21 protein-coding genes are annotated in these 24936 nt (G+C 68.5%); 13 read left to right on the top strand and 8 right to left on the bottom strand.

All coding sequences use genetic code 11. From position 1 onward, the window contains the following. Positions 1–76 precede the first annotated feature (76 nt). Entirely contained in the window at positions 77–1357 is a 1281-nt protein-coding gene (locus GZ997_RS11025) for a deoxyguanosinetriphosphate triphosphohydrolase (RefSeq protein WP_238994425.1), read from the bottom strand. A gap of 234 nt (positions 1358–1591) precedes the next feature. Between GZ997_RS11025 and GZ997_RS11020 the strand changes: the two genes are divergently transcribed. The 6 genes from GZ997_RS11020 (at position 1592) to GZ997_RS10995 (ending at position 10134) form a co-directional block, all read left to right on the top strand. After that, a complete protein-coding gene (locus GZ997_RS11020; RefSeq protein ID WP_162679918.1) occupies positions 1592–2821 on the top strand; it encodes a glycosidase in 1230 nt (409 codons plus the stop codon). 118 nt (positions 2822–2939) lie between these two features. After that, entirely contained in the window at positions 2940–4235 is a 1296-nt protein-coding gene (locus GZ997_RS11015) for an extracellular solute-binding protein (RefSeq protein WP_162679917.1), read from the top strand. A 197-nt stretch (positions 4236–4432) separates the two neighbouring features. Further along, positions 4433–6067 carry an ABC transporter permease subunit gene (locus GZ997_RS11010; RefSeq protein WP_161924197.1) on the top strand — a complete coding sequence of 545 codons (1635 nt, stop codon included), beginning with the start codon at positions 4433–4435 and terminating at the stop codon, positions 6065–6067. Positions 6068–6092: 25 nt separating this feature from the next. Then, positions 6093–7028, top strand: coding sequence for a sugar ABC transporter permease (locus GZ997_RS11005; protein ID WP_162679916.1), 936 nt, complete (start codon positions 6093–6095; stop codon positions 7026–7028). Between the two features lie 38 nt (positions 7029–7066). Further along, positions 7067–9025, top strand: coding sequence for an alpha-amylase family glycosyl hydrolase (locus GZ997_RS11000; RefSeq protein ID WP_162679915.1), 1959 nt, complete (start codon positions 7067–7069; stop codon positions 9023–9025). Positions 9026–9111: 86 nt separating this feature from the next. After that, complete coding sequence (locus GZ997_RS10995) at positions 9112–10134, top strand: LacI family DNA-binding transcriptional regulator (RefSeq protein WP_161924200.1); 1023 nt, start codon at positions 9112–9114, stop codon at positions 10132–10134. 124 nt (positions 10135–10258) lie between these two features. On the opposite strand, the gene GZ997_RS10990 is transcribed toward GZ997_RS10995, so the two are convergent. Together GZ997_RS10990 and GZ997_RS10985 are read right to left on the bottom strand one after the other, a co-directional pair. Then, positions 10259–11443 (bottom strand): glycerate kinase, encoded by a 1185-nt coding sequence (locus tag GZ997_RS10990; RefSeq protein ID WP_161924201.1) that lies wholly within the window; start codon positions 11441–11443, stop codon positions 10259–10261. 67 nt (positions 11444–11510) lie between these two features. Beyond that, a complete protein-coding gene (locus tag GZ997_RS10985; RefSeq protein WP_162679914.1) occupies positions 11511–12908 on the bottom strand; it encodes a M20/M25/M40 family metallo-hydrolase in 1398 nt (465 codons plus the stop codon). Positions 12909–12949: 41 nt separating this feature from the next. Here GZ997_RS10985 and GZ997_RS10980 point away from each other — a divergent pair, with 41 nt between their 5' ends. Then, positions 12950–13567: a DUF3043 domain-containing protein gene (locus tag GZ997_RS10980; protein WP_343212329.1), complete on the top strand. Its 618-nt coding sequence runs from the start codon at positions 12950–12952 to the stop codon at positions 13565–13567. Between the two features lie 151 nt (positions 13568–13718). Then, complete coding sequence (locus tag GZ997_RS10975; protein WP_162679913.1) at positions 13719–14726, top strand: aldo/keto reductase family protein; 1008 nt, start codon at positions 13719–13721, stop codon at positions 14724–14726. Between the two features lie 106 nt (positions 14727–14832). Here the strand turns inward: GZ997_RS10975 and GZ997_RS10970 are convergent, their stop codons facing one another. Then, positions 14833–15882 carry a quinone-dependent dihydroorotate dehydrogenase gene (locus GZ997_RS10970; protein WP_161924204.1) on the bottom strand — a complete coding sequence of 350 codons (1050 nt, stop codon included), beginning with the start codon at positions 15880–15882 and terminating at the stop codon, positions 14833–14835. 195 nt (positions 15883–16077) lie between these two features. On the opposite strand from GZ997_RS10970, the gene GZ997_RS10965 reads away from it, so the two are divergent. Then, positions 16078–16980 (top strand): neutral zinc metallopeptidase, encoded by a 903-nt coding sequence (locus GZ997_RS10965; RefSeq protein WP_161924205.1) that lies wholly within the window; start codon positions 16078–16080, stop codon positions 16978–16980. Between the two features lie 90 nt (positions 16981–17070). Here GZ997_RS10965 and gap read toward each other — a convergent pair whose 3' ends face one another. Then, positions 17071–18081 carry a type I glyceraldehyde-3-phosphate dehydrogenase gene (gene gap / locus GZ997_RS10960; RefSeq protein WP_162679912.1) on the bottom strand — a complete coding sequence of 337 codons (1011 nt, stop codon included), beginning with the start codon at positions 18079–18081 and terminating at the stop codon, positions 17071–17073. A gap of 338 nt (positions 18082–18419) precedes the next feature. Here gap and GZ997_RS10955 point away from each other — a divergent pair, with 338 nt between their 5' ends. The 4 genes from GZ997_RS10955 to GZ997_RS10940 all read left to right on the top strand — a co-directional run bounded on the left by GZ997_RS10955 (position 18420) and on the right by GZ997_RS10940 (position 22661). Continuing rightward, positions 18420–18938 carry a flavodoxin domain-containing protein gene (locus GZ997_RS10955; RefSeq protein ID WP_161924207.1) on the top strand — a complete coding sequence of 173 codons (519 nt, stop codon included), beginning with the start codon at positions 18420–18422 and terminating at the stop codon, positions 18936–18938. A 236-nt stretch (positions 18939–19174) separates the two neighbouring features. Further along, entirely contained in the window at positions 19175–19972 is a 798-nt protein-coding gene (locus GZ997_RS10950) for a MerR family transcriptional regulator (protein WP_161924208.1), read from the top strand. Positions 19973–20139: 167 nt separating this feature from the next. Continuing rightward, positions 20140–21045, top strand: coding sequence for an ABC transporter ATP-binding protein (locus GZ997_RS10945; protein WP_162679934.1), 906 nt, complete (start codon positions 20140–20142; stop codon positions 21043–21045). Next, a complete protein-coding gene (locus tag GZ997_RS10940) occupies positions 21042–22661 on the top strand; it encodes a hypothetical protein (protein ID WP_162679911.1) in 1620 nt (539 codons plus the stop codon). The genes GZ997_RS10945 and GZ997_RS10940 overlap by 4 nt, the downstream gene beginning before the upstream one ends. Here GZ997_RS10940 and GZ997_RS10935 read toward each other — a convergent pair. The 3 genes from GZ997_RS10935 to GZ997_RS10925 form a co-directional block, all read right to left on the bottom strand. Beyond that, positions 22651–22992, bottom strand: a complete 342-nt coding sequence (locus tag GZ997_RS10935; protein WP_237564385.1) for a metal-sulfur cluster assembly factor — start codon at positions 22990–22992, stop codon at positions 22651–22653. The genes GZ997_RS10940 and GZ997_RS10935 overlap by 11 nt on opposite strands. A 107-nt stretch (positions 22993–23099) precedes the next feature. Further along, complete coding sequence (gene sufU / locus GZ997_RS10930) at positions 23100–23567, bottom strand: Fe-S cluster assembly sulfur transfer protein SufU (protein WP_161924211.1); 468 nt, start codon at positions 23565–23567, stop codon at positions 23100–23102. Positions 23568–23569: 2 nt separating this feature from the next. After that, positions 23570–24919 carry a SufS family cysteine desulfurase gene (locus GZ997_RS10925; RefSeq protein WP_162679910.1) on the bottom strand — a complete coding sequence of 450 codons (1350 nt, stop codon included), beginning with the start codon at positions 24917–24919 and terminating at the stop codon, positions 23570–23572. Positions 24920–24936: the final 17 nt, after the last annotated feature.

Below are 24936 nucleotides of genomic sequence, written 5' to 3'. Positions count from 1 at the left end.
GTGGCGGCCGCGGACTCCGGTGCGGCCGACCCGGTGTGCGGCGTGCCGCATCCGGGACGCTGTCCGGGTACCGCTTTCATACGGCGGACAGCAGCCCGCAAAGACGGGCGTGCCAGGCCTGTGCCGAGGTGTCGGTCAGGGAGGCGATCTGGTCCACAACGGCCCGGAGCCGTCCGGCGTCGTCGTCGGCCTCCTTCCAGGCCGCGGCGAATACGGGCTCCAGGTGGGCGCCCTTGCTTTCAAGCAGGGCGTCGGCGAGATCGAACAGCTCGGTGCGCTGGCGCAGGTAGACGGGTTCGTGCTCGCGGGGCGCCATTACGTAACGCACCGCAGCACCCTTGAGAACCAGGATCTCGGCTGCGGTCTCTTCGGGGATCACCAGGTCGGCGTCGTAGCGGGTCAGGGGCCCCTCTCCGAATACCTCCCGGGTAGCGCCGGCCACGGCCGATACGAAGCGCCCGATCAGCTCGCTGGTGAGATTCTTCAGCTGCGCCGCATCCGCCAGCGCCCCGGTGTAGGCGCGGATCCAGAACGCCTGCGCGGCCAGCCGCTCCCAGGCGGCGCCCAGGGCGTCGGCGCTTACGCCCCCGCCGTACCAGGAGCGGGTGGCCTCTATCACAGTGGCTACCTCGTCGTCGTCGACGAGCCGGGCAGGATCCATTTTGAACAGGGCGATGGCGTCCTCCACGTCGTGGACCGAGTAGCCGACGTCGTCGGAGAAGTCCATGATCTGCGCCTCCAGGCAGCGCCGGTGAGCCGGCGCACCGGCGCGCATCCACGCGAAGATCTCCCGATCCTCCGCGTAGCAGCAGTACTTGACCGCGGACCGGCCGTCTGGGCCACCCGGGCCCTCGCCCTTCGCCCAGGGATACTTCGCGACGGCGTCCAGGCTGGCGCGGGTGAGGTTCATGCCCACGCCCCGCCCGCCCGCACCCAGGGTCTTGGGCTCCAGCCGGGTGAGGATGCGGAATGTCTGGGCGTTGCCCTCGAAGCCGCCGATGGACTGCGCCACCGCGTTCAGGGCCTGCTCACCGTTGTGCCCGTAGGGTGGGTGCCCCAGGTCGTGTGACAGGCAGGCCGCATCCACGACGTCGGGATCGCAGCCCAGCGCCTGGCCGAGTGCCCGTCCCACCTGCGCCACCTCCAGGGAGTGAGTCAGGCGGGTACGCACGAAGTCGTCCGCTGACGGACCCAGCACCTGGGTCTTTGCTCCCAGCCGCCGCAGCGCAGAGGAGTGCAGCACTCTGGCGCGGTCACGCTCGAAGGGAGTGCGCTGGGGGTTCTTGGCCGGCTCGGGCACGAACCGCGCCACATCAGCGGCCCCGTAGCCGACCAGGTCGCCGGTTCCCTCACCCATAGCGCCGCCCGCCCCGGGTGCGGGAACGGCAGGAGAATGCTGATGTGAGATGGACATGAGTCCAACGTATCGCAGCGCGTGGCAGCAGCGACCCTGACCGCGGGTTACTATGAGTCACGCTGTAGCCCAACGGGTTAGCAGGATTGTCTCGTCACCGGGTCGGGCCCCAGGCCAAGCGCAGGTTCGGTGAGGTCCGAGGACCGGGTAGATCCCGGCGGAAGGGAGCCGGTTGCCGTGACCACCACGACGACGCTCGTCCACCGCGCATACACCGGCCCGGGCCAGTGGTGGCGCGACAGGCTCGTCTACGAGATCCCGTCTCCCGAGCTGGGGGCGGAAGCCCTGGACGGAGTGTGCGGCATCTTCGAGCACGTCGTCGGCCTGGGCTTCGGCGTCATCCTGCTACGCCCCTCACAGCTGGACGTGAGCACTGACCTGGCGGCATTCCAAAGCCTCGCCCAGCGCGCGCACGAGCTGGGCCTGCGCGTCATCGTGCGAATCTCGGGCGCCCTGCGCCCGGTCACTTGCGGTATCGCAGGCCAGGACAATCCGATCGTCATGGGCCAGGAGCGGGACCACGAGGGCCTGGTCGAGCGCGCGGAGAGCTTCCTCGCTGCGGGCGCGGACGGCGTCGACTTGGGCATTATCATCCCGCCCGATCTGTGGGATCAGTCGGACCTGAAGAGCCTGAGCCAGTACTTCTCGCAGATGCAGTCCCTGCTGGCCGAGTACGTCCCGGAGGGCACGCTGGGCGCGGACGTGTCGGCCAGCTACCCCGATGCGCTGCGCCATCACCTGCAGGACGACTGGCTGCACCACCTGCGCGACGACCGCCTCACGCTCGCAAGCTGGGATCCGGAGTCCCTCACCCGGGCCCTGACCCAGTCGCTTGCCGAGCACGACCGCTTCGGCGCTCCCCCAGCCTGGCGGTACCTACCCGGCTACTGGCTGGAGCACGGCGCCACCCCGGGAGGAGGCCGCGCCTGGTTCGAGACTGCCTCCGCGCAGGAGGTGTACCGGCGTGCACTGGCCCTGCAGGCTCTGGTGCTGGCGCTGCCCGGCACCGTGTACCTCCGCCAGGGCGACGAGGTCGGGCTGCTGGATGCCGATAAGCCCGCGGATCCTCTGGAGCTGGCTAGAATCGTGGGCGAGCGCGCCGCGGCGCAGGGGTCTCAGTTCGGCTCGCCACTGGCAACCGTGCGTCACGCCACGTATGTGCGTCACGAGCACCATCTGGCCGGCGCCCCCTTCGCATTCGTAAAGGGCCTGGACTGGTGCCCCCGTGATGTGCTGGCCGTGCTGGCCCGGGACGTGCTCGTTCTGGTCAACACCTCGCAGCGGCCGATCATCCTGCCGGAGCACGCCGAGGTCCTGCTGTCCTCCGGGCCGCTCGAGCAGGACAGCGGCGCTCTGGTGGTTCCACCCACAATCACGGTCTGGACTGCCGCCGAGACTGTTGCTTAGGGCACTTTTTTGCAACAACCTTTCAGGACTCCCCCTCCGTCTTGCAAGACTTGCAGTGGTGCGTTACATTTTTGCGCGTCATCCCATCAACTCCATTCAGGTTCGAAGGAGAATCACGGTGTCCCTCAATCGCCGGTCGTTCCTCTCTATGACCGCCATCGCCACCACCCTGGCCGCCGCTGCCGCTTGTGGCTCCAACGACGCCTCCACGGCCACGGCCACGGCCTCGGACGCCCCGGACGGGGCGACCGCGGAGTCCACCGACGAGCAGGTCGTGCGCGATGCCAACGCCGACCTGGTCATCTGGACCGACGAGGTCAAGGCGGGCGCGCTCAAGGACATCGCCCAGAAGTGGGGCGACGAACAGGACATCACCGTGGCGGTGCAAACAGTCGCCAACGACGAATTGCAATCCAACTTCATCGCCGCCAACTCGGCCGGCAACGGCCCGGACATGATCGTGGCAGCACACGACTGGATCGGCAACCTGGTCCAGAATGGCGCCATCTCCCCCATTACCCTCGACTCCGCCGCCGAGTCCAACTACAGCCAGGTCGCGCTGGACGCCGTGACCTACGACGGGCAGTACTACGGCGTGCCGTACTGTGTGGAGACGCTGGGCCTGTTCGTCAATAAGGACCTCACCGACGTCACCGAGCCCGCCACCATCGAGGAGCTCGTCGAGGCCGGACAGGCCTCCGGCGCCGACGTGGTGCTCTCCCTGCCCGTGGGCGAGGCCGGCGATGCTTATCACATGGAGCCGCTGTACACCTCCGGCGGCGGCTACCTGTTCGGCACCAAGAGCGACGGCTCCCTGGACGCCACCGACGTCGGCGTCGGCGGCGAGGGCTCCATCGCCGCCGCTGAGAAGATCGGCGGGCTGGGCGAGCAGGGCGTGCTCACCACCTCCGTCACCAGTGACAACGCCATCTCCCTGTTCACCGAGGGCAAGGCCGCCTACCTGATTTCCGGCCCCTGGGCACTGGGCGACATCAACACCGCCGGCATCAACTTCGAGCTGTCCAAGATCCCCGGCTTCGAGGGCATGGACGACGCCCGTCCCTTCGCCGGTGTCAATGCCTTCTACGTGGCCGCCGCCGGCGCCAACAAGGCCTTCGCACAGACCTTCGTGGCCGACGTCGCCAGGGACTCCACCATCGCCGAGGCCATGTACGCTATCAACCCGCTGCCGCCGGTCCAGGAGGACCTGGCCAGCAAGCTGGAGTCGAGCGACGCCAACATGGTCAAGTTCATGGACTTCGCGGAGAACGCCGATCCGATGCCGGCCATCCCCGAGATGTCCGCCGTCTGGGGCCCGCTGGGCATGGCCGAGGCCAACATCGTCGATGGTTCGGAGCCCGAGTCCACCATGACCAGCGCCGGAGACGAGATCCGTTCCACGCTCGGACTGTAAACCGCGGTCGAGGGCCGGCGGCCCTCACCATGACCGAGTATCCCGGCCGTCGCCCGTAAGCGACCGACAGCCCCTGGCCTGCACCGACCGCCCCAGGCGGTTGTCCCCTCGCCCTGCCCGTTTCGCCCATCTTCATTACTGCTTACGCCTGTCTTTTCTTTTCAGCCTCTTTCAGCATTGTGAAAGGTCCTTCGACGATGACGTCCACAACCGCCCACAAACGCGGCGCCCACAGCGCCGCTGCAGGCGCGGATGACCCCGAATCCTCCCGTCGCACGACGCGAGAGCGGACCACGACAATCCGCTCCGTGCTCGGACGGGTGCTCGTCCTCGGCGCCGCCCTGGCCCTAGCCGCCTACCTGGTACCGCTGCTCATCGCCTCCCAGATGTGGCTATGGCTGTTCATCGTGGTGGCAGCCACCATCGCCATCTTCATGCTGTACTCCACCCACCGGTTCATCCCGGGCAAGTATTTCTTCCCCGGCACCTTCTTCCTGGCGGTCTTCCTGATCGTCCCGATCGTGATGACGATCCAGACCGCCTTCACAAACTTCGGTGACGGATTCCGCGGCACGAAGGAGGACGCCATCACCACCATCACCAACAACTCCGTCATCCAGGCCGCCGACTCCCCGCTGTACAACCTGTCGGTGGCCACCACCGGTAGTGCCGAGGAGGGCCCCTTCACCCTGTTCCTGGTGGACACCGAAACCGACGAGGTGCTTTACGGGGCCGACGGCGAGACGGTCCAGCCCGCCAGCGGCGTGGACCTGACGGTCACGGATGGCTTCGTCACCGCCGCCGACGGCTACACCATCCTGACCGGCAAGCAGATCAACACCGCCTACGACACCATCTCCAACCTGACCCTGTCGGTATCCGACACCAGCGCCATCAAAGTTCAGGGCGTGCGTTCCGCCTTCGAAGGCACCAAGACGATGGTGTACGACGAAGAGGCCGACTCGATCACGAATGTCCAAACGGGCGACGTCTACACGGTGCAGAAGATCGGCAACTCCGACTATTTCGTCAACGCCAACGGCGACAAGCTCGCCCAGTCCTGGAAGCAGAACATCGGCCTGGCCAACTTCCAGCGGCTCTTCGGCAATCAGAGCCTGCTCAAGCAGCTGGGCGGCGCCTTCGCCTGGACCCTGATCTTCGCCGGCGGCTCCATGCTGCTGACCTTCCTGCTCGGCTACTTCCTGGCACTCACCCTCAATGACGACCGCATCCGCGGCAAGAAGCTGTACCGCTCCTTCCTGCTGCTTCCGTACGCAGTGCCCGGCTTCATCTCACTGCTGATCTGGTCCAACTTCTACAACCGCGACTTCGGCCTCATCAACGAGATGCTGAACCTGCACATCAACTGGCTGGGAGACCCGAACTGGGCGAAGGTCGCGGTGCTGCTGACCAACTTGTGGATGGGCTTCCCCTACATGTTCATCGTCTGCACCGGCGCGCTGCAGTCAATCCCCGATGACCTGAAGGAGGCGGCCCGCATTGACGGGGCCTCCGGCTGGCAGACGACCACCCGGGTGATTACCCCACTGCTGCTGGTCTCGGTGGCGCCCCTGCTGGTGAGCACCTTCGCCTTCAACTTCAACAACTTCAACGCCATCCAGCTGCTCACCGAGGGCGGTCCCTTCGCCGCCGGCGAGTACACACGCGGCGGTACGGACATCCTCATCTCGATGGTCTACCGCATAGCCTTCGGCGGGTCGGGGGCCGACTACGGCTTCGCCTCGGCCGTCTCCGTCATCCTGTTCGTCATCACCGGCGTCCTGGCCGCGGCGCAGTTCACTGCAACCCGCCGCCTCGAGGACATCAACTGAGCGCGCCGGAAGGGACTGATTGAAAATGACTGAAGCGAAAACCGCTGCTACTCGCGCGGCCTCCCGTTCCGCCGCTTCCCCGGAAGCGGAGCCGAAACAGAACCGGATGCCTTTCGGCCGGTGGTTCCGGGAGATCGGCTGGCGTCACGTCGTCGGCGTGCTGGCGCTCGTATTCGCCGCCTTCCCGATCCTGTACGTCATCTCCGCATCCCTGAACCCCCTAGGGACCGTGGCCTCCACCTCGCTGATTCCCACCCGGGTCAGCCTGGTCAACTACCAGACGCTGCTCAGCGGCGACAAGGGCCCGTTCACGCGCTGGTACCTGAACACCATGATCGTGTGCGCGGTCGTGGCCGCAGCGCAGATCTTCTTCTCCGTGCTGGCCGCTTACGCCTTCAGCCGCTTCCGCTTCAAGGGGCGCCGCGGCGGCCTGCTGGCCCTGCTGCTGATCATGATGTTCCCCACCACGCTGTCGATGATCGCCATCTACAACATGATCTCCGGCATCGGGGACGTGCTGCCCGCCATCGGCTTGAACACACTGCTGGGCTACTGCTTGGCGCTCATGGGCGGCGCCCTGGGCCAGGTATGGCTGATCAAGGGCACCTTCGACACGATTCCCAAGGAGCTCGACGAGGCCGCCATCCTCGACGGCTGCACCCACTGGCAGGTCTTCTACCGGATTCTGCTGCCCTCCTTGAAGCCGATCCTGGCAACCACCTTCCTGCTGGCCTTCATCGGCATCATCTCCGAGTTCCTGCTGGGCTCGATCTTCCTGACCGACAACTCCAAGAAGACCCTCGCCGTCGGCCTGTACGGCATGCTCTCCGGCGACCGCTCTAACAACCTCGGCATCTTCGCCGCCGGCTCGGTCATGACCATGGTGCCGGTGATCGCCCTGTTCCAGTACCTGCAGAAGTACATCGTCGGCGGCGCGACCGCCGGAGCTGTCAAGGGCTGACCCGCTACGCCCGTGAGGAACAATCCAAGAACTGATCGATGACCTGTCCGAACACCACGCACTATTTGAGTCAGCCGCACCACGACACCGGGCCGGCCTATCTGCTGGGTACGCGCCGCCCCGGAGCCCAGCTCACCGCCAGGTTGTGGGTGCCCGCGCCCTGGGACCCCGAGCGCATCGTCCTGCGCCAGGTAGTCGACGGTGAGCCCGCCCTGTCCAACGCCCAGCTAGTGGCCCGCACCGACGCCGGGTCCTGGTGGGAGGCACCCGTCCGGCTCGTCAACCCCACCAACCGCTACCGGTTCCTGCTGCTGACGCCGGACTCCGACCACCCCTACGTCTGGTTCCACGCCGCTGGCCTATCCGACCACGACGTTCCCGACGCCACGGACTTCCGGGTCCTGGCCGACGACGACGCGCCCGACTGGGTGCTCGATGCCGTGTGCTATCAGATCTTCCCGGACCGCTTCTGCGCCCACACCGCGCCGCATGAGCGCACCGCTCCCGCCTGGGCGCAGCCCCACGCGTGGCTCGCCGAGCCCCCGCTGGCGGGAGATCCCAGCGCGGCAGCCTGGTACGGAGGAGATCTGGACGGCATCGCCGACCACCTGGACTACTTACAAGACCTGGGCGTCAACACTGTCTACCTGACCCCGGTCTTCCCGGCGGGATCCGTGCACCGATACGACTCCACCAGTTTCGACCGCGTGGATGACCTCCTGGGCGGCGACGCGGCACTGGCCCGGCTGACTCGGGCGCTGCACGAACGCGGCATGCGCCTGGTGCTCGACCTGACCACCAACCACACGGGTGTCACCCATGACTGGTTCCGGCGGGCCGTCACCGATGCCGAATCCCTCGAGGCCGGCTTCTACTCCTTCGACCACTATCCCGACCAGTACTCGACCTGGATGAATGTGGAGTCGATGCCCAAGCTCGACCACCGCAGCCAGGCCATGCGCGACCGGCTGGTGCGGGGTCCTGAATCGGTGACGGCACGCTGGCTGCGCCCGCCGTACAACGCCGACGGTTGGCGCACGGACGTCGCAAATATGACCGGCCGGGCCGGCCTGGTGGACCTGGCCCACCAGGCAGCAACGGACATGCGCGCCACCATGCGGCAGGTGCAGGCGGACACCGGGCGCGAGCTGTGGCTGGTGGCCGAGCACGGGTACGACGCCTCCGGTGATCTAACCGGATCCGGCTGGCAAGGCACGATGAACTACCACGGCTTCACCCGGCCACTGTGGTCCTGGCTGGCCGCCCCCGATCCTGCCGACGGCCTGAATTGGCTGGGTATCCCCACCGGCATCCCGCGCCTGAAGGGCGGACCGGTCGCCCGCGGGGTGCGTGAGTACACCGCGCATATGCCGGCCACATCCATAACCCATTCGATGAACTTGCTCGGCTCGCACGACACGCCGCGTATCCGCACCGTCGTCGGCTCCCGGGAGGCACAGCTGGTGGCGGCAACCGCCCTGTTCACCGTACCGGGGGTGCCAACCGTGTTCTCGGGAGACGAGCTCGGAGCCACGGGCCGCACCGGAGAGCACTCCCGCACCACCATGCCGTGGGCCGCTCCGCCTGGTGCCGAGGCCACCGACGAGCTCGGCCCGGCCGGGGCGTGGGGTCCGGTGGACCGCATCGTCCTGGAACGCTACCGGCACCTGGGACGGCTGCACCAGAAGCTGCCCGCGCTACGACGCGGGGGTATGCGTTGGGTGCACGCCGACGACGACCTGCTGGTATGGCTGCGTACTCATCCGGACGGCGACGTGCTGGTGGCAGTTGCGCGGGCGGGCACCGCCGCGGTGGACCTGCCGCTGTCCTGCCTACCGGCCGGAGCGGTGGATGAGGTGTATTCGATGGATGGCGTAGGCGTATCCGTGCTCGGCGATGCGGGCGGCCACCTGACCGTGAGCCCCACCGGGCCCGGATCGGCCGTGGTCGTGCTGAGGCCGGCGCTTCCGGGCACTGAAAAGGTCTGCACCCACTAGGCGCGATATGCATGGCTCGTCTCAACCCGTACCGAGTACCGCCGGGTGGCGGCAATATCAGTTGGTTTCCCCTTAGGATGGGTATCGTGCAACAGCGCATCACCCTCGCCGACATCGCCGAGCAGGCGGGCGTGTCCACGGCGACCGTGTCCCGTGTCCTGAACGGCAAGTCGAACGTGGCCGAAGCGACCCGACGTCAGGTGCTGGTCGCCCTCGACCTGCTGGGCTACGAGCGCCCGGAGTCTCTCCGCCAGACCTCAAAGGGGCTGGTGGGGCTGATCGTCCCCGAGCTAACCAACCCGATCTTCCCGCTGTACGCCCAGGAGATCGAGCAGCTGCTCGCCCCCAGCGGGCACACCCCGCTGCTGTGCACCCAGACGCCGGGCGGCACCAGCGAGGACGAGTACATTGAGATGCTCGTGGATCGGGGGGTGGCCGGCATCATCTTTGTGTCCGGCCGCCACTCCGACACCGGCGGCGACGTCACCCGCTACCAGCGGCTGCGGGACCGCGGTGTGCCCCTGGTAACCGTCAATGGCAACGCCTCCACCATTAAGGTGCCCGGATTCGCCACCGACGATCGGGCCGCGGCCCGCATGGCGGTAGACCACCTGGCCAGCCTGGGCCACACCCGCATCGGCCTGGCGACCGGACCCGGGCGGATGGTGCCCGCACAGCGCAAGACCGCCGGCTACGAGGACGGTATACGCGCCAACCTGCCCGACCAGCCGCTGCGCATTGTGGAGACGCTGTACACCTACGAGGGAGGTGCCAGCGCCGCCGGCAGACTGCTGGAGCAGGACTGTACCGGGATCATATGCGGCTCGGACATCATGGCGCTCGGCGTCATCTCCGGGGTACGCGCCGCAGGCAAGAGCGTCCCGCAGGACGTGTCCGTCATCGGCTACGACGACTCCCCCCTGATCCCCATGATGAACCCCCCGCTGACTACCGTGCGCCAGCCCGTCGCCGCGATCTGCCGGGCGGCGGTAACCACGCTGCTGTCCGCGATCGCCGGCGAGCATCAGGCCGACACGGAGCTGCTGTTCAAGCCCGACCTGATCGTGCGCGGCTCCACGGCCCCGGCCCCGCACACCATGGTCTCCTGACCTGGTCTCCTGACCTGGTCTCCTGACCCGGCCTCACCCAGCTCCCACAACCCAGCCCCACCTCGCCGAGGTCGGTAGATCTTACGTACCGAGGTCGGTCGATATGGCAGGCGATGTGAGTGCGTCAACGCGACCAGGTGCGGGCCAACCGCTCGCCGACGGCGGCCAGGCGCTCGCGCAGGGAGGACGGGGCGCCGCCATTCCAGGCCTCCCGCTGAGCTACGCCGGGTGCCTGAAGGGGGTATGCGGATACCACGCCCGCCTCCGCGAGCTCTCCGCGCGGCACGGCCAGGCGGCCCGCGACCAGCACCGTAGGCAGTGCCAGGTCTCCGGCCGCCCCACCGACCACCGCAACCACAGAGTCGGCAAGCACGTCGAATAGCTCTCCGGCTGCTGTCACAACCAGATCCTGGCCGGCCACCGCCTCCTCCAGCCCCAGTAGCCGTGACATGACCCGCGCGCCCGGCAGTGCACGCGCGCCAAGGGCACGCAGGACCAGTGCCGCTCCCCCGCCAGCGCCAGTGCCCCGAGCCGTGACCGACAGGTCTGTCCCACCGCCGCCCGCAACCGGCAGCAGGCCGCCACGCAGCGAGCCGGCCTGCTCAGCGATTCGCGCCGCGGCCGCGCAGGCGCTCAGGTTCAGCTCCTGTGCGCTTTGCCCGCTCATCGCGCTTACCTCACTCAGTGCCTGGCCGGCACCCCCGACGCCTCCCAGCGGTGTGTCATCGGCCAGGGCGAGTACCAGCTCCCGGCCCGCCATCAGAGCGCGGGCCCGCATCACCCCGCCCAGGCCCTCAAGGGCTCCCGCCCCGCCGTCGTGCACTGCGGTTGCGGCTAGTGTCACCACGAGCGTGTCACCGCGCTCCGTAAGCCGCAAGGCCGCGGCCAGGACCTGCCCGAGCCCCGTCGTCGTCCCGGACTGCGCCTCGCGCGCGGCCAGCTCGCGGTCGGCAGGCAGGGCCAGCAGCCGGGCAGCGTCAAGCAGCCAGGTGGCACCGTTTCGGCGATGGCCATCCACCGGTTCTGGAGTGGCCAGCCTCACCAGGTCGGTCTCCCGGACCTGCCCGAGTGGCCCCGGTGCGTGCAGGACACGCCTGGAGGCTATCCGCTCCCCAGTGACGCACTGAGCGGTACCCGGGCCGCCGTCGGGCAGCGGCAGGAGGGTCAGGGCGTCGGCGGGCCGCGCCTGCGCCCAACCCGCCGCTATCGCCTGCGCGACGGCGTCGGCGCCCAGGCCCAGCTCGGGCGCGACCAGGGGAACGCCACCGGGCTCTGGAAACATGGGGCCCGGCGCCAGGAGCACTCGCATGGGGCTAGTCCTCACCGTGTCTCTGGGTGTCTGTGGGTGTATCCGGGGGTCGCTCCCGAGGCTTGCCTCAGGAGTCCGTCTCGGGCGAGATCACGCCGCCAAGCCGGGCCAGCAGCAGCGTCTCCGCCACCACGATGCGCTCCAGGTCACCCAGGTGCATCGACTCATCTTCGCTGTGGGCGCGGGTGTCCGGGTCCTCGATCCCGGTCACCAGGACCTGCGCGTGGGGGAAGGTCTCCTTCAGGGTGGCAATGAACGGGATGGAGCCGCCCTGGCCGATGCTGACCGCCTCCGTACCGAAGGCCTCGGTGAGCGCCCAGTGGGCGGCCCTCCCCGCAGGCGTGTCAGCGGTGCTGTCAAAGGCGGGGCCCATTTCCCCGGCACTGACGGTGACCCGCGCGCCAAAGGGGGCATGCGCCTGGAGGTGGGTCGTCAGGGCCGCGAGTGCGGCGGCCGGGTCCTGACCGGGAGCAATACGCAGGGACAGGCGCGCGGTGCAGGTGGGGGCCAGCACATTGCCCGCCACCGGCAGGGAAGTCACGTCCATGCCGATGACGGCCAGCGCGGGCTTGGTCCACAGCCGGGCGGTCAGGTCCCCGGTGCCGACCAGGGCCACACCGTCCAGGACGCCGGCGTCGGCACGGAAGTCGGACTCGGAGTACTCCGGGGAGCCGGGCGCAGCCAGGGGGCGAGAAACCAGCCCATCGACCGCGACGTCTCCGTGCTCGTCGTGCAGGGTGGCGATCAGTCGGCACATGGCGGTGACGGCGTCGATCACCGGCCCCCCATACTGGCCGGAGTGCAGTGCATGATCAAGCACGGCCAGGTGCACATCCACTTGCACCACTCCGCGCAGAGAGGTGGTCAGTGCCGGCACCCCCACCCGCCAGTTGGAGGAGTCGGCCACCACGATGACGTCCGCGTCCAGCTGCTCCCGATAGGTGCTCAGGAAGTTCTCGAAGGAGGGAGAGCCGATCTCCTCCTCCCCCTCAATGAACGCGGTCACCGAGCAGGGCAGTTCGCCGTTGTTCAACTCAGCCAGCAGCCTCAGCGCGTGCACATGTGCGATCACGCCGGCGCCGTCATCGGCGGCGCCCCGTCCGAACAGCCGCTCACCGCGCCGCTGTGCGGCAAAGGGATCTGCTTGCCGCCACTTATCGGGATTGCCCACGGGCTGGACGTCGTGGTGGGCGTACAGCAGCACCCGGGGGGAGCCGCTCGGCCCCTCCCGGTGGGCAAGCACGGCGGGGCGGCCGGGGCCCTGCGGACCCTGGACCGAAAGGACGTTCGCCTCCATTCCGGCGTCGCTCAGCAGCGCAGCCACGTGGTCGGCGGAGCGTCTGACCTGCGCCGGGTCGTGCCCAGCGGCAGAGACTGAGGGGATGGCCACCAGATCCGTCAGGTCGGCGACGACCCGCTCGAAGGAGTCATGGACGGCGGTGTGCACGGCGCGGGCGGTAATCATGAGTTGCAGGGTAGCGCGCTCCAGCCGCTACCCTGTTGCCCGTGAGTCTGTTAGAGAAGCTGCCCTTCGGCAGACGCGACCGGGCCGACGCCCGTGCGTCCGACGCACCGGCCGCACCCGCTAAGAAGTCCGGCAAGGGCCGCCCCACCCCCAAGCGCAAGGACGCGCAGGCACGAAATCTGCACCCGATCGTGCCCGCTGACCGCAAGGCCGCCAAGCGGGAGGCGCGCGCGAAGCAGGATGAGGCCTGGGAGCGGCAGCGCCAGGCCATGCAGACCGGGGACGAGCGCTACCTGCCGCCGCGTGACAAGGGTCCGATCAAGCGGTACATCCGCGACTACGTTGACGCCCGCTACTGCCTGGGCGAGTGGTTCATGCCGCTGACCCTGTTGCTGCTGATCGTGTTCATAGGCTTCTCCTCCCAGCAGACCCTGATCAGCTACTACTTCATGCTGGCGATCTACCTGTACCTGTTCATCGCGATCGGGGATGCGGTGGTCTGCTGGCGGCAGCTGCGACGGCGCCTGTACGCGAAGTTCGGCCGGGACAAGGTCCAGGAGCAGGGCACGATCTTCTGGTACGTCTTCTCCCGGTGCTTCAACCTGCGCCGCTGGCGCCAGCCCGCTCCCCAGGTCGCCCGCAGGCAGTACCCCGACTGAGCCGACGGGCCCGCCCTCCCAGCCGGGACTGGTAGAGGCCGGGCACCGGTCGCGGCACAACACATGTGCTGCGGCCGTCGGCACCGGGAAAGTGCGTGTTCGCCGTACCAATAGTTGTGCCACACTACTTCTCGCGCGATAGGCTGTGACCATGGTCGCATACCGTCATCTCGGCAATTCCGGACTCAAGATCACCGAAATCACCTACGGCAACTGGCTCACCCACGGCTCCCAGGTGGAGGCGGACACCGCAATTGAATGCGTGCGCACCGCACTCGACCTGGGCATCACCAGCTTCGACACCGCGGATGTGTACGCCAATACTGTGGCAGAGGAGGTGCTGGGCCAGGCGTTGAAGGGGCAGCGCCGCGAGTCCCTGGAGATCTTCACCAAGGTTTACTGGCCCGTCGGCCCCAAGGGCCCCAATGACGTAGGCCTGTCCCGCAAGCACATCATGGAGGGCATCGACGGCTCGCTGCGGCGCCTGGGCATGGATTACGTCGACCTCTACCAGGCGCACCGCTACGACTACGCCACCCCGCTGGAGGAGACCATGCAGGCCTTCGCGGATGTGGTGCGCGCCGGCAAAGCCCTGTACATCGGCGTCTCGGAGTGGACCGCCGAGCAGATCCGGGCCGGCCAGGAGCTCGCCACCCAAATGGGCTTCCGCCTGGTGTCCAACCAGCCGCAGTACTCCGCCCTGTGGCGCGTCATCGAGGAAAAGGTAGTGCCGACCTCAACCGAGCTCGGCATGGGCCAGATCGTCTGGTCGCCGATGGCCGAGGGAGTCCTGTCCGGTAAGTACCTGCCCGGGCAGCAGCCGCCGGCCGGCTCGCGCGCCACCGACGAGAAGGGCGGCAAGCAGATGATCAGCCGCTGGATGCGCGACGACGTGCTCACCGCCGTCCAGAAGCTGAAGCCTATTGCCGACGACGCCGGACTGTCCATGCCGCAGCTGGCCATCGCCTGGGTACTGCAGCACGACTTCATCTCCGCGGCGCTGGTGGGAGCCTCGCGCCCGGAGCAGCTCGTAGAGAACGTCAAGGCCTCCGGTGTGAAGCTGGGTGAGGACGTGATGGCCGCAATCGATGCGGCTGTGGGCGACGTCGTCGAGCGCGACCCGGCCCTGACCCGCTCCCCCGAGCAGCGTCCAGCCTGACGCGCACCGCTAACCAGCGTGCCGGGACCGGTCGAGGCGGATAGCGCCGCTTCGACCGGTCTCGGTCTGAAAGTACTTGTGCCTACCGGCCCGGGGCGCGGCCGAGTCAGCGCAGGTGACGCGGAACCATTGCCAGGGCACGGTTGATACGACCGGGCCAGGCCGGACCGTTGTAGATGAATGCCGTGTAGGCCTGTAGCAGGTCAGCGCCGGCATCGAGCATGAGCTCGGCGTCCATGACCGATGAGATACCGCCCACGCCGATGATTATGGGCCCCTCCCCCATACGCGCGCGCAGACGGCGCACAACCTGCAGCGAGCGCGGCAGCAGGGGGGCACCGGACAGGCCGCCCTCCCCCAGATCGTGGTCAATGGTCGTATTGGTGGCCACCACCCCATCCAGCTTCATGTCCAGCACCAGGTCAGCCACGGCGTCGATGTCCTCATTGGCGAGGTCCGGCGCAATCTTGACCAGCAGCGGCACGTGGCGGTGCGCGGCATCATCCGCGGCAGCACGCACAGCGGCGAGGATCGGCCGCAGTGCCTGGACCTCCTGCAGGGAGCGCAGGCCGGGCGTATTGGGGCTGGAGACGTTGACCACCAGGTAGTCGACCCAGCGGGCGACCTTTGATGCGGAGTAGGCGTAGTCCTGCGCAGCCTGATCCAGGGGCGTGGTCTTGGTCTTGCCAATATTGGCGCCTACGACGATAGAGCGGCCGCGCGGCGTTGAGCGCAGGCGGCGCAGGCGCGCGGCGGCCTCATCCGCGCCAGAGTTGTTGAAGCCCATACGATTGCGGACCGCCCGGATGGTCGGGTAACGCCACATGCGGGGCTTGTCATTGCCCGGCTGCGGACGGGCGGTGAAGGTGCCGACCTCCACGAAGCCGAAGCCGAGCATGTCCATGCCCTCTACCGCCTGTCCCTCCTTGTCCATGCCTGCGGCCAGGCCCAGGATGCCGGGGACGGGGCGCACGAATGGTCCGCCCTGGTTGGCCGACGGCACGGGGAAGGCAGGGCGGCGCCCAAAGGCCTGCCGGACGACGTCGCGCACGAGCGGCACCTTGCTGGTCGCCTCGATTGCCTCCATACAGGCGTCGTGTATGGCCTCGGGGTCGATGCGGGTGAGAACGGTCTTGTACAGCAGGTCGTACAGCACGCGACCAGACTACTCGCACCGCTCCTTGGGCCCCATAGCTGTGCCTAACGGCTGTGATTGCAGTTCCCATTACGGTTCCCACAGCAGTTCCCACCGCAGTAGCCCGCGTTCACGTTGACGCCGCCGGGCTCCGCTAGCCTGGTTCCTGCAGATCCCATCGACGTACCCCAGTGACGACCGGCAACGAGGTGCCCCGTGTCCTTCAACCGCAACATCAAACTCGACCCCAACCGGGTACAGACGCGTTCCGGAGGTCGCCGTGGCGCCGCCATCGGCGGCGGCTCGGTGCTGGCAGTGCTGGCGGTACTCCTGCTCTCCCAGGTCACCGGCGTCGACCTGAGCGGACTGCTGGCCGCGCAGGACACCGCCCCCGACTCCTCCACCTCCGTGATCGACACGTCCATGTGCACCAGCGGCGAGTCCGCCAACCAGCACACCCAGTGCCGGATGATCGCAACCGCCGAGTCACTGGATGCGGTGTGGAGTGAGCAGCTGCCTGCCCAGGCCCGCACCGCCTACGCCGAGCCGGGCTTCATCCTGTGGGACGGGCAGTCCGTGTCGACGGCGTGCGGTTCGGCCACCAGCGCCGTCGGCCCCTTCTACTGCCCAGGGGACTCCAACGTCTACCTGGACATGAGCTTCTTCTCCGACATGGAGTCCACACTCGGCGCAAAGGACACCCCACTGGCGGAGGAGTACATCGTCGCCCACGAGTTCGGCCACCATATCCAGAACCTGCTCGGCGTGATGGGGTCAACCGACCGCTCCCGCAGCGGCGCAGACTCCGACTCAGTACGCACCGAGCTCCAGGCCGACTGCTACGCGGGCGTGTGGGTGCACTATGCCGCCACGACCGTTGACCCCGAGACCGGCACACCCTTCCTGGTGGAACCCACGGAAGCGGAGATCGCTACGGCGATTCAGGCGGCCGAGTCAGTGGGCGACGACCACATTCAGCAGCGCTCCCGCGGCACCGTCGATTCGGACACCTGGACGCACGGATCCTCCGAGCAGCGGGTGCGCTGGTTCACCACCGGCATGCGCTCCGGCTCCCTGGAGCAGTGCAACACCTTCGCCGTTTCCGGCTCCCAGCTCTGAGGGGACCCGCCGCCCGGTGGACGACGGGTCCCGGCAGGGCGCGGCGACGTCAGGCTCCATCGGGCGCTGCCGACAGTGCTCCCGGAGCCGTCAGGCGGCCAGCTGTGAGCCGATCCGGTAGGAGAACTCGACGAGCCGGTTGGAGAAGCCCCACTCGTTGTCATACCAGCCGAACACCTTCACCTCGTTGCCGACGATGGCGGTCAGCGGAGCATCGAATATCAACGAGTGCGGGTTGCCGACGATGTCGCGGGAGACGATGGGCGCCTCGGAGTACTGCATGTACCCGGCCAGCGGGCCGTTCTCCGCGGCCTCCCGGAAGGCGGCGTTGACCTCTTCCACGGACGTGGTCCGGCCCGCGACAATCGTCAGGTCGGTGATTGAGCCGACGGGAACCGGTACGCGCAGGGCGGCCCCGGTCAGGCGCCCCTCCAGTTCGGGAATGACCACTCCGATGGCGCTGGCTGCTCCCGACGACGTCGGGATGATCGACTCCGCGGCGGCACGGGCGCGGCGCAGGTCGCGGTGCGGTGCGTCGTGCAGGCGCTGATCTCCCGTGTAGGCGTGAACCGTGGTCATGAGTCCGGTTTCAATGCCCACCAGGTCGTTGAGAACCTGCGCGAGCGGTGCCAGCGAGTTGGTGGTGCACGAGCCGTTGGAGAAGACGTCAGCGGCGTGGACATCGAGCTCGCCGTCATTGATGCCCAGGACGAAGGTGGGAACGTCACCCTTCGCGGGGGCGGAGACGATCACCTTCTTGGCCCCGCCCTCCAGGTGGGCGGCGGCCTTGGCTCCGTCCGTGAAGAATCCGGTGGACTCGATGACCACATCGGCTCCTACGCTGTCCCACGGGATATGGGCGGGGTCGGGCTCGGAGAAGACCGCGATGCGTCGGCCGCCCACCACGAGCGCCTCACCGTCGGCGTGCACGTCCTCCAGACGGCCGCTGACGGAGTCCCACTCAAGCAGGACACCCAGCGTGGCGGCGTCGGTGAGGTCGTTGACGGCGACGACCTCGACGTCCGCGTGGTTGGCCAGCGCCGCCCTGAGATAGGTGCGGCCGATCCGGCCGAAGCCGTTGATTCCGATTCGCACAGTCATATCTGTTCTCCCTCGTTAGTTGGTTGTGGTGCGGTACCGCTCGTGGACGTGGCCGCGAGCGGCTGGTTGGCAGATCCCTATGGCCCGCCGATCTCCATCCCACGATGTGCAGCTGCGAATCCTCTGCGGCTCCACTGGCAAGGTGGCGGGCAGTGCCTAACTCCCGACACACAGTTCCGTGAGCCTTGGCCCTACTCGGAGTTTCTTCACCGCCGGGCCGGCCAGCGGCTCCCAACCGGGCCATCGCAACCGGTACCCGCTTGCGTGCGACGTGACGTCACACCCGACGCTGGGTGTGTCCGCCCCACCCGGGGCACCGCCGGCAACCGGGAGGAACCATGCCCACCGCACCCACCGCGCTCATCGTCGTTGAGTCCTGCTTCGGCAACACCCGGGCGATCGCCGAGGCCGTCGCCGCCGGGCTCACGGATGCCGGGACGCAGGCCCGGGTCCTTGATGCGGTCCAAGCACCCACCTCGCTGTCCGCGAAGCTCGATCTGCTGATTCTGGGAGCTCCCACCCACAACCGGGGACTACCGACCGCAGCCACGCGCACCCAGGCTCTTAAGCAAGCCGGTGCGACCGTGCCGAACAGCGGCATGCGCGAATGGCTGGCGCGCACCACCATTCCGGCCGTCCTTACCACGGCCGTCTTTGACACGGTGACCTCCAAGAGCTGGCTGAGCGGCTCGGCGGCCAAGGCGATTATCAAGGCCCTGCGGCGCGGGCGGGGCCGGGATGCACCGTCGATCAGGAGCTTCCTGGTTCAAGGGCAGTCGGGGCCCCTGGCCGACGGCGAGGAGGCGGCCGCCCGCACCTGGGGGCGTGCTCTGGCGGCGTTGGGCCTGATCGCCTAACTGTTCGTCATCGGCATGGAGACGATCGTGGCGCTGATCGGCTGCGTCCCGGTCCTGGGGTTCGCGGTTTGGCTCAGCACCAGGCTGTGGCGCTGAACGGCCGTTGTTGGTCCGGTGACAGCGGAGTCGTAGGCGCCTACGGTGGTCCCATGAGCCTCGCCTGTGATCCCTCCGAACCGTCCGCCGCCCTGCCCTGAGGACACCTCGGCTCAACCGAAGGAGACACGACCCCTCCCATGCGCGTCGCCGAAATAGCCCGGCTCACCGGCACCTCCGTTCGCACTGTGCGCTATTACCACTCGCTGGGTCTGCTGCCCGTGCCCGAGGAGCGGGGCGGCTGGCGCGACTACGACCTCGGCCATGTGGCCCGCCTGTCACGCATCCGCTGGCTGGTCCAGGCCGGCGTCCCGCTGAAGGCCATCGGACACATACTGGGCCGGTCCGCCGAGCAGGAGGAGGGCCCGGATGCCGCGGCAACCGTCATCACCGACCTGTCGGGAGCACTGTACGCCGTACAGGAGCACCTGGACGGGGTGCTGCGGCAGCGGGACATGCTGATCGGCCTGCTGAAGCGGGCGCAGGAGGGCTTGACCGTCTCCCCGATGCCGCCGCGCATGGTGGCCTTCTTCGACCGTCTGGAGGCGGCCGCGCCCGATGAGCGGACACGGGCGGCCGTGCGCCGCGAGCGCGACCTGGTCGACGTGGCCTGCTACAGCGGGCGCATGCCTCCCGCTGCCGAACTGATCTTCCCCGAGCCCGACGACGGTGAGGACGCCGACGCCCTGGCGGCCTACGGCAGGGACACCGCGGGCCTGAGCGACGCGCAGATCGAGGAGCGCGCGGCGGACAATATCGCCAGATTCGAACGGGTTCTGGGGCCGCAGCGCTGCCGGGAGCTCGCCGAAGACTTCGACACCGCCAGTGTCCGCCCCCTGTTCCAACTGATTGCCGCGGTGGAACCGGGGTATGCACGGATGGCGGAGGCGATGGAGAGGCTGTTGATCGAGGCGATCGCCCGCTGGCGGGCGCGGTGAACACGCAGTACCGGCCGACACCGCCCGTCGCCCGACAGCGGGCCGCGACACGCCGGGCGAGCGCCGCACGGCACGCTTGAGTGCGACGCGACGTCACACCCGAGCCTGGGCGCATGCCGCCTATCGACTCCGTCACTATCGACTCCTCCACCAGGCCCGCCGCCGCAATGGACTCCCGCCGCCCCGAGGGCGCCATTGAGATCAGCGGCCTAGTCAAGGCCTTTGGACGCCTGCGCGCCGTCGACGGCCTGGACCTGAACGTGCGCCGCGGTCAGATCCACGGCTTCCTCGGTCCCAACGGCGCCGGCAAGTCCACCACGATTCGCGTACTGCTGGGCATGTACCGCCGGAGCGCCGGCGAGGTGCGGGTGCTGGGACTCGATCCGGCGCACGCGGCGAACGCCATCACCCGGCGCACCGCCTACGTACCCGGCGACGCGGCGCTGTGGCCGGCCCTGACCGGGGCGCAGACTCTGGACGCCTTCGCCGCACTGCGCGGCCGCCGCGATCGACGCCGCGAGGCGGAGCTGATCGACGCATTCAGTCTGGATCCGTCCAAGCCGGTGCGCAGCTACTCCAAGGGCAATCGACAGAAGGTGGCCCTGATCGCGGCCCTGGCGGCGCCGTGCGAACTAATCGTCCTGGATGAGCCCACCGCCGGACTCGACCCGCTTCAGGAGGAGGTATTCCAGACCTGTGTGCGCCAGGCGGCCGCCGGGGGCCGCACGGTGCTGCTGTCCAGCCATCTGCTGGACGAGGTGGACCGCGTGTGCGACGCGGTCACCATTATCAAGGATGGGCGCACCGTGGAGACCGGCACACTGGACGCGCTGCGGCACCTGCGCGACTCGACGATCACCTGCCGTCTGCCCGACGGCGCTGCACCGGAACTACCACGCGGCATCAATGCCCCGCCGGCGGGGGCCGACGGCGTGACGCGAATATCGGCGCCCGCTGAGGACGTTCCGAATGTGCTGAGCGCCCTCATCGCCGCGGGCGCCCAGGGACTGACCTGCGCCCCGGCGTCCCTGGAGGACCTCTTCCTGCGTCACTACGAGGGCCAGGCCCGATGATCACGCGACCGGCACTCATGCGACACGTCCTGCACACCGCCCGCATCCTCACCCGTGAGGAACGCGCCTGGTTGCTGGCCCTGCCGACGGCGGTCGCACTGTTGACCGCTCTACTCGCCCCTAGCTATGCGACCACTTACGCCACGGCCGCGGATCTGGCTCGTGCCGTGGCAGCGTTAAGACTGTCGAAGACCACCGCCGCTCTGTACGGTGAGCTGCCCGCGAGTGCTGCCGTAGTGCAGCTCGCGGTCTGGGAGCTCGGGGCGCTGACCTGCCTGCTGCTGGGAATCGTGGTGGTGCTGCGCGCGGTCGCGGTCACGCGCGCCCAGGAGGACGGCGGGCGCTCGGAGATGCTGCATGGTATCGGCGTCGGTCCGGTCGGCGAATTGGCCGCGTCTTGCCTGGTGCTCGCCACTCATTGCCTTCTGCTCGGCGTGGGCGCCGGAGCGGGCCTGGCGGCGTTAGACGGGGCGAACAGCGCGGATGCCCTCGCCTACGGCGCCGCAGTGTGCGGTACCTGCGCCCTGATTGGCGCCTTTACCCTGCTGTTTGCGCAGCTGACCACCGACGCCACCGGTGCACGCGGCGTCGGGCTCGCCGCCCTGGGATTGCTGTACGCCGGGCACGGCGCGTGGGCCGCCGAGGGCTGGACGTGGGCCGGTGCCTGGTCCCCTTTCGCGCTGCGCGGCATCATCGACCCCGGCGGCGAGAACGACTGGCGTCCACTGCTGGTTGTGTGTGCGGCACTGCTGGTACTGCTTGCGGCAGCCGCGGCCGCCGCGCATCGTCGGGACCTGGGTGCCGGGTTGGTTCGGATCGGGTCCGGACGTCGGCACCCGCTGCGGGCTCGTGGCCCGGTGACACTGGCACTGCGGCTGTCTGGCATACAACTGCTGGTGTGGGCGGTGGCGACCGCAACCATCGCTGGAGTGCTCACGGCCATGGGCGAGAACATGGTCGATTTCGCCCGAAAGGGCGCAGTGGACGGGGGCGTGCTCGGCTCACAACTGGGCGGTGGCGATCCAGGCGCGGGATTCCTCGGCTACGTCGGCGTGCTGACGGCTGCCATGGCCTGCGCGCAGGCAGTGGTGCTGACCGGGCGTTTCGCCGCCGAGGAGTGCTCCGGGCTGGTTGAGACGGCGCGCGGCACCGGCACCGGGTCGGCGCGGCAGCTGGCCGCCTGGTGCCTGGGCGCTCTGCTGGCGACGGCGCTCACGCTCGGTGCGGCCGCGCTGGCGGCGGGTCTGGTGGGACACGCGCTGCTGGATACCACCGCCGCTGACGCGCTGCGGCTGATGGCCGGGCAGTGGCCCGCCGCAGCGGCCTGCATTGGTGTCACCGCGCTACTGGGTGGTGCCTGGCCGCGGCTACGGTGGCTGGCGTGGGCGCCGCTGCTAGTTGGACTAGGAATCGCCCAGCTCGGGCCCAGCCTGGACCTGCCCCGGTCGGTCATGGATGCGGGCCTATTCGCCCAGGCGGCCGAGCCAACGGCGGCCTGGCTGCTGCTGGGCGGCGTGGCCGGGATTGCATCGGGCGTACTGGCGGTGCGCAGCCGCGACCTGCGCACCACCTCCGGACGGCGGTCCGGCTCGGCTGGCCCGCGGGTCAGACGTTGAATCCGAGGGCACGCAGCTGCTCGCGACCCTCCGGGGTGATCTTGTCCGGGCCCCACGGCGGCAGCCACACCCACTGCACGCGCACCTTGTCGGCGATCAGTCCGAGTGCCTGCTGAGCCTGCTCCTCAATGATGTCAGTGAGCGGGCATGCGGCCGTCGTCAGGGTCATGTCTAGCACGATGGTGCCGTCAGGCTCGATCGATATCCCGTACAGCAGGCCGAGGTCCACGACATTGATGCCCAGCTCCGGGTCGATGACGTCGCGCAGCGCCTCCTCAATGGCCGCCACATCGACGTCGGCGACGGTGGTCGGCGCCTGCTGCGCGGCCATCGGATTGGTTTCCTGAGCGGTTTGGCTCATTTGCTCCTCCTAAAGGGTGATTCAGGGTCTGTAACAGTGAAAAGGACGGATGCGGGTCCCGGGACGAGCGGAACCGGTCAGTCCGCCTGGGTTCCTTCCAATGGCTCACCTGCCTTGAGCAACGCATCCTTGAGCGCGATCCATCCCAATAAGGCGCATTTGACCCGGTTGGGATACTTCGACACGCCTTCGAAGGCCGCGGCATCCTCCAGTTCGTCCAGCACGGCGGGATCGACGCCGCGCCCGCGCGAGTGCATCAGCGCGTCGAATTCCGCCTCGAGCCTCGCCACGGTCGCTAAGTCCGCGCCATCTACCAGATCATGCATAACCGAGATGGACGCCTGTGAGATGGAGCAGCCGTCCCCCTCCCAGCCGACGGACTCGATGCGCCCGTCAACCACCCGCACCCCCAAGGTAACCTCGTCTCCGCAGGTCGGGTTGACCTGATGGGAGACGGCGTCCGGTGCATCCAGGGCACCCGCGCCGTGGCGCTCGCGCGAGTGGTCGAGGATGACCTGCTGGTACAGCTGATCAAGTTCGTTCATGTTCACCTCTGGAAGTAGCCGCGGACTGTGGCGACGGCCTCAAGGAACCGGTCTATCTCCGCGGGCGTGGTCACCGGGCCGAAGGATATCCGTGAGGATGAGGGCACCCCGAAGTGCGCGTGAATCGGCTGGGCGCAGTGGTGCCCGGTACGCACCGCCACGCCGGCGGCGTCGAGCACCTGGCCGACGTCGTGGGGGTGAACCCCATCCAGGGCGAAGGCAACCACCCCCAGGCGGTCCTGAGTGCCGCTCGGCCCGAGAATCCGCAGACCGGGCACCTCCCTCATGCCCCGCAGGGCGCGTTCCAGTAAGAGCTGCTCGGAGGCGTGCAGCCTGTCCATGCCGATTCGTGCGAGATAGTCGACGGCTGCATGCCAGCCGGCCGCTTGGGCGAGCGGTTGACTGCCGGCCTCGAAGCGTGCGGGTCCGGGCATATAGGTTGATGAGGCCATGGTGACCGTCTCGATCATGGAGCCACCGGTGAGCACCGGCGGCATCGCGTCCAGCAGCTCCTCGGTGGCCACGAGAGCACCAATCCCGGTTGGGCCCAGCATTTTGTGGCTGGAGAGCACCATGGCATCTACCCCGGCCGCGGAAAGGGCACCGAAGTCCAGGGGCAGGTGCGGGGAGGACTGGCAAGTATCCAGCACCACCAGGGCGCCGGCGCTGCGGGCGGCGGGCAGGAGCTGCGCCAGCGGCGTGATCGCTCCGGTCACATTCGAGGCGTGGGTCATGGCGAGAACCCGGGTGCGGTCGGTGATAACCGAGACCGTGCTCGGATCGATGCGTCCGTCCTCGGTCAGGTCCAGCCAGCGCAGGGTGGCGCCGGTGCGGGCCGCCAGCTCCTGCCAGGGCACCAGGTTGGCGTGGTGCTCGGCCACCGTCACCACAATCTCGTCTCCCGCCCCGACGCGCAGGCGGGCCGCGGCGTCGGTCGCGGCTGCCGCCGCCCCGCCGCGCTCGGCGGGCCGCCCCAAGCTGGCGTGGCCGATGGCCAGCGCCACCAGGTTGACGGCCTCGGTGGCGTTCTTGGTGAACACCAGCTGACTGCCGCGGGCGCCTACGAACTCCGCGACGGCGTCCCGGGCGTCCTCCCACACAGCCGTGGCCTCATCGGCCAGCTGGTAGGTGGAACGTCCGGCAGCCCCGTTGGAGCGGCGATAGAAGTCCGCCTCCGCGTCAATGACCGCAGCCGGCTTCTGACTGGTGGCGGCCCAGTCCAGGTAGGCCAGTGCCTCACCATTGCGGGCGGGCCGCCCCAGGTACGGGAAGTCCGCGCGCAAGGAGGCGATCTCGGCCGCGGTCAGTGGGTTACCCACCGCCTGCGGCTGAGGCCGGTTCGGTTCGGTCATGTGCTTTGCCCCCTGAG

It is taken from the genome of Actinomyces sp. 565 (genome assembly GCF_010365615.1).
Lineage (GTDB): Bacteria > Actinomycetota > Actinomycetes > Actinomycetales > Actinomycetaceae > Actinomyces.
The sequence above is the reverse complement of the archived record's forward strand: the minus strand, read 5'-3'. Positions and strand labels throughout refer to the sequence as shown.

Coding starts and splice junctions, on each gene's coding strand:
- GZ997_RS11025 (WP_238994425.1), bottom strand. CDS start 1,357: ATGGGTGAGGGAACCGGCGACCTGGTCGGCTACGGGGCCGCTGATGTG.
- GZ997_RS11010 (WP_161924197.1), top strand. CDS start 4,433: ATGACGTCCACAACCGCCCACAAACGCGGCGCCCACAGCGCCGCTGCA.
- GZ997_RS11005 (WP_162679916.1), top strand. CDS start 6,093: ATGACTGAAGCGAAAACCGCTGCTACTCGCGCGGCCTCCCGTTCCGCC.
- GZ997_RS11000 (WP_162679915.1), top strand. CDS start 7,067: ATGACCTGTCCGAACACCACGCACTATTTGAGTCAGCCGCACCACGAC.
- GZ997_RS10990 (WP_161924201.1), bottom strand. CDS start 11,443: ATGCGAGTGCTCCTGGCGCCGGGCCCCATGTTTCCAGAGCCCGGTGGC.
- GZ997_RS10985 (WP_162679914.1), bottom strand. CDS start 12,908: ATGATTACCGCCCGCGCCGTGCACACCGCCGTCCATGACTCCTTCGAG.
- GZ997_RS10975 (WP_162679913.1), top strand. CDS start 13,719: ATGGTCGCATACCGTCATCTCGGCAATTCCGGACTCAAGATCACCGAA.
- gap (WP_162679912.1), bottom strand. CDS start 18,081: ATGACTGTGCGAATCGGAATCAACGGCTTCGGCCGGATCGGCCGCACC.
- GZ997_RS10955 (WP_161924207.1), top strand. CDS start 18,420: ATGCCCACCGCACCCACCGCGCTCATCGTCGTTGAGTCCTGCTTCGGC.
- GZ997_RS10950 (WP_161924208.1), top strand. CDS start 19,175: ATGCGCGTCGCCGAAATAGCCCGGCTCACCGGCACCTCCGTTCGCACT.
- GZ997_RS10945 (WP_162679934.1), top strand. CDS start 20,140: ATGGACTCCCGCCGCCCCGAGGGCGCCATTGAGATCAGCGGCCTAGTC.
- GZ997_RS10940 (WP_162679911.1), top strand. CDS start 21,042: ATGATCACGCGACCGGCACTCATGCGACACGTCCTGCACACCGCCCGC.
- GZ997_RS10935 (WP_237564385.1), bottom strand. CDS start 22,992: ATGGCCGCGCAGCAGGCGCCGACCACCGTCGCCGACGTCGATGTGGCG.
- sufU (WP_161924211.1), bottom strand. CDS start 23,567: ATGAACGAACTTGATCAGCTGTACCAGCAGGTCATCCTCGACCACTCG.
- GZ997_RS10925 (WP_162679910.1), bottom strand. CDS start 24,919: ATGACCGAACCGAACCGGCCTCAGCCGCAGGCGGTGGGTAACCCACTG.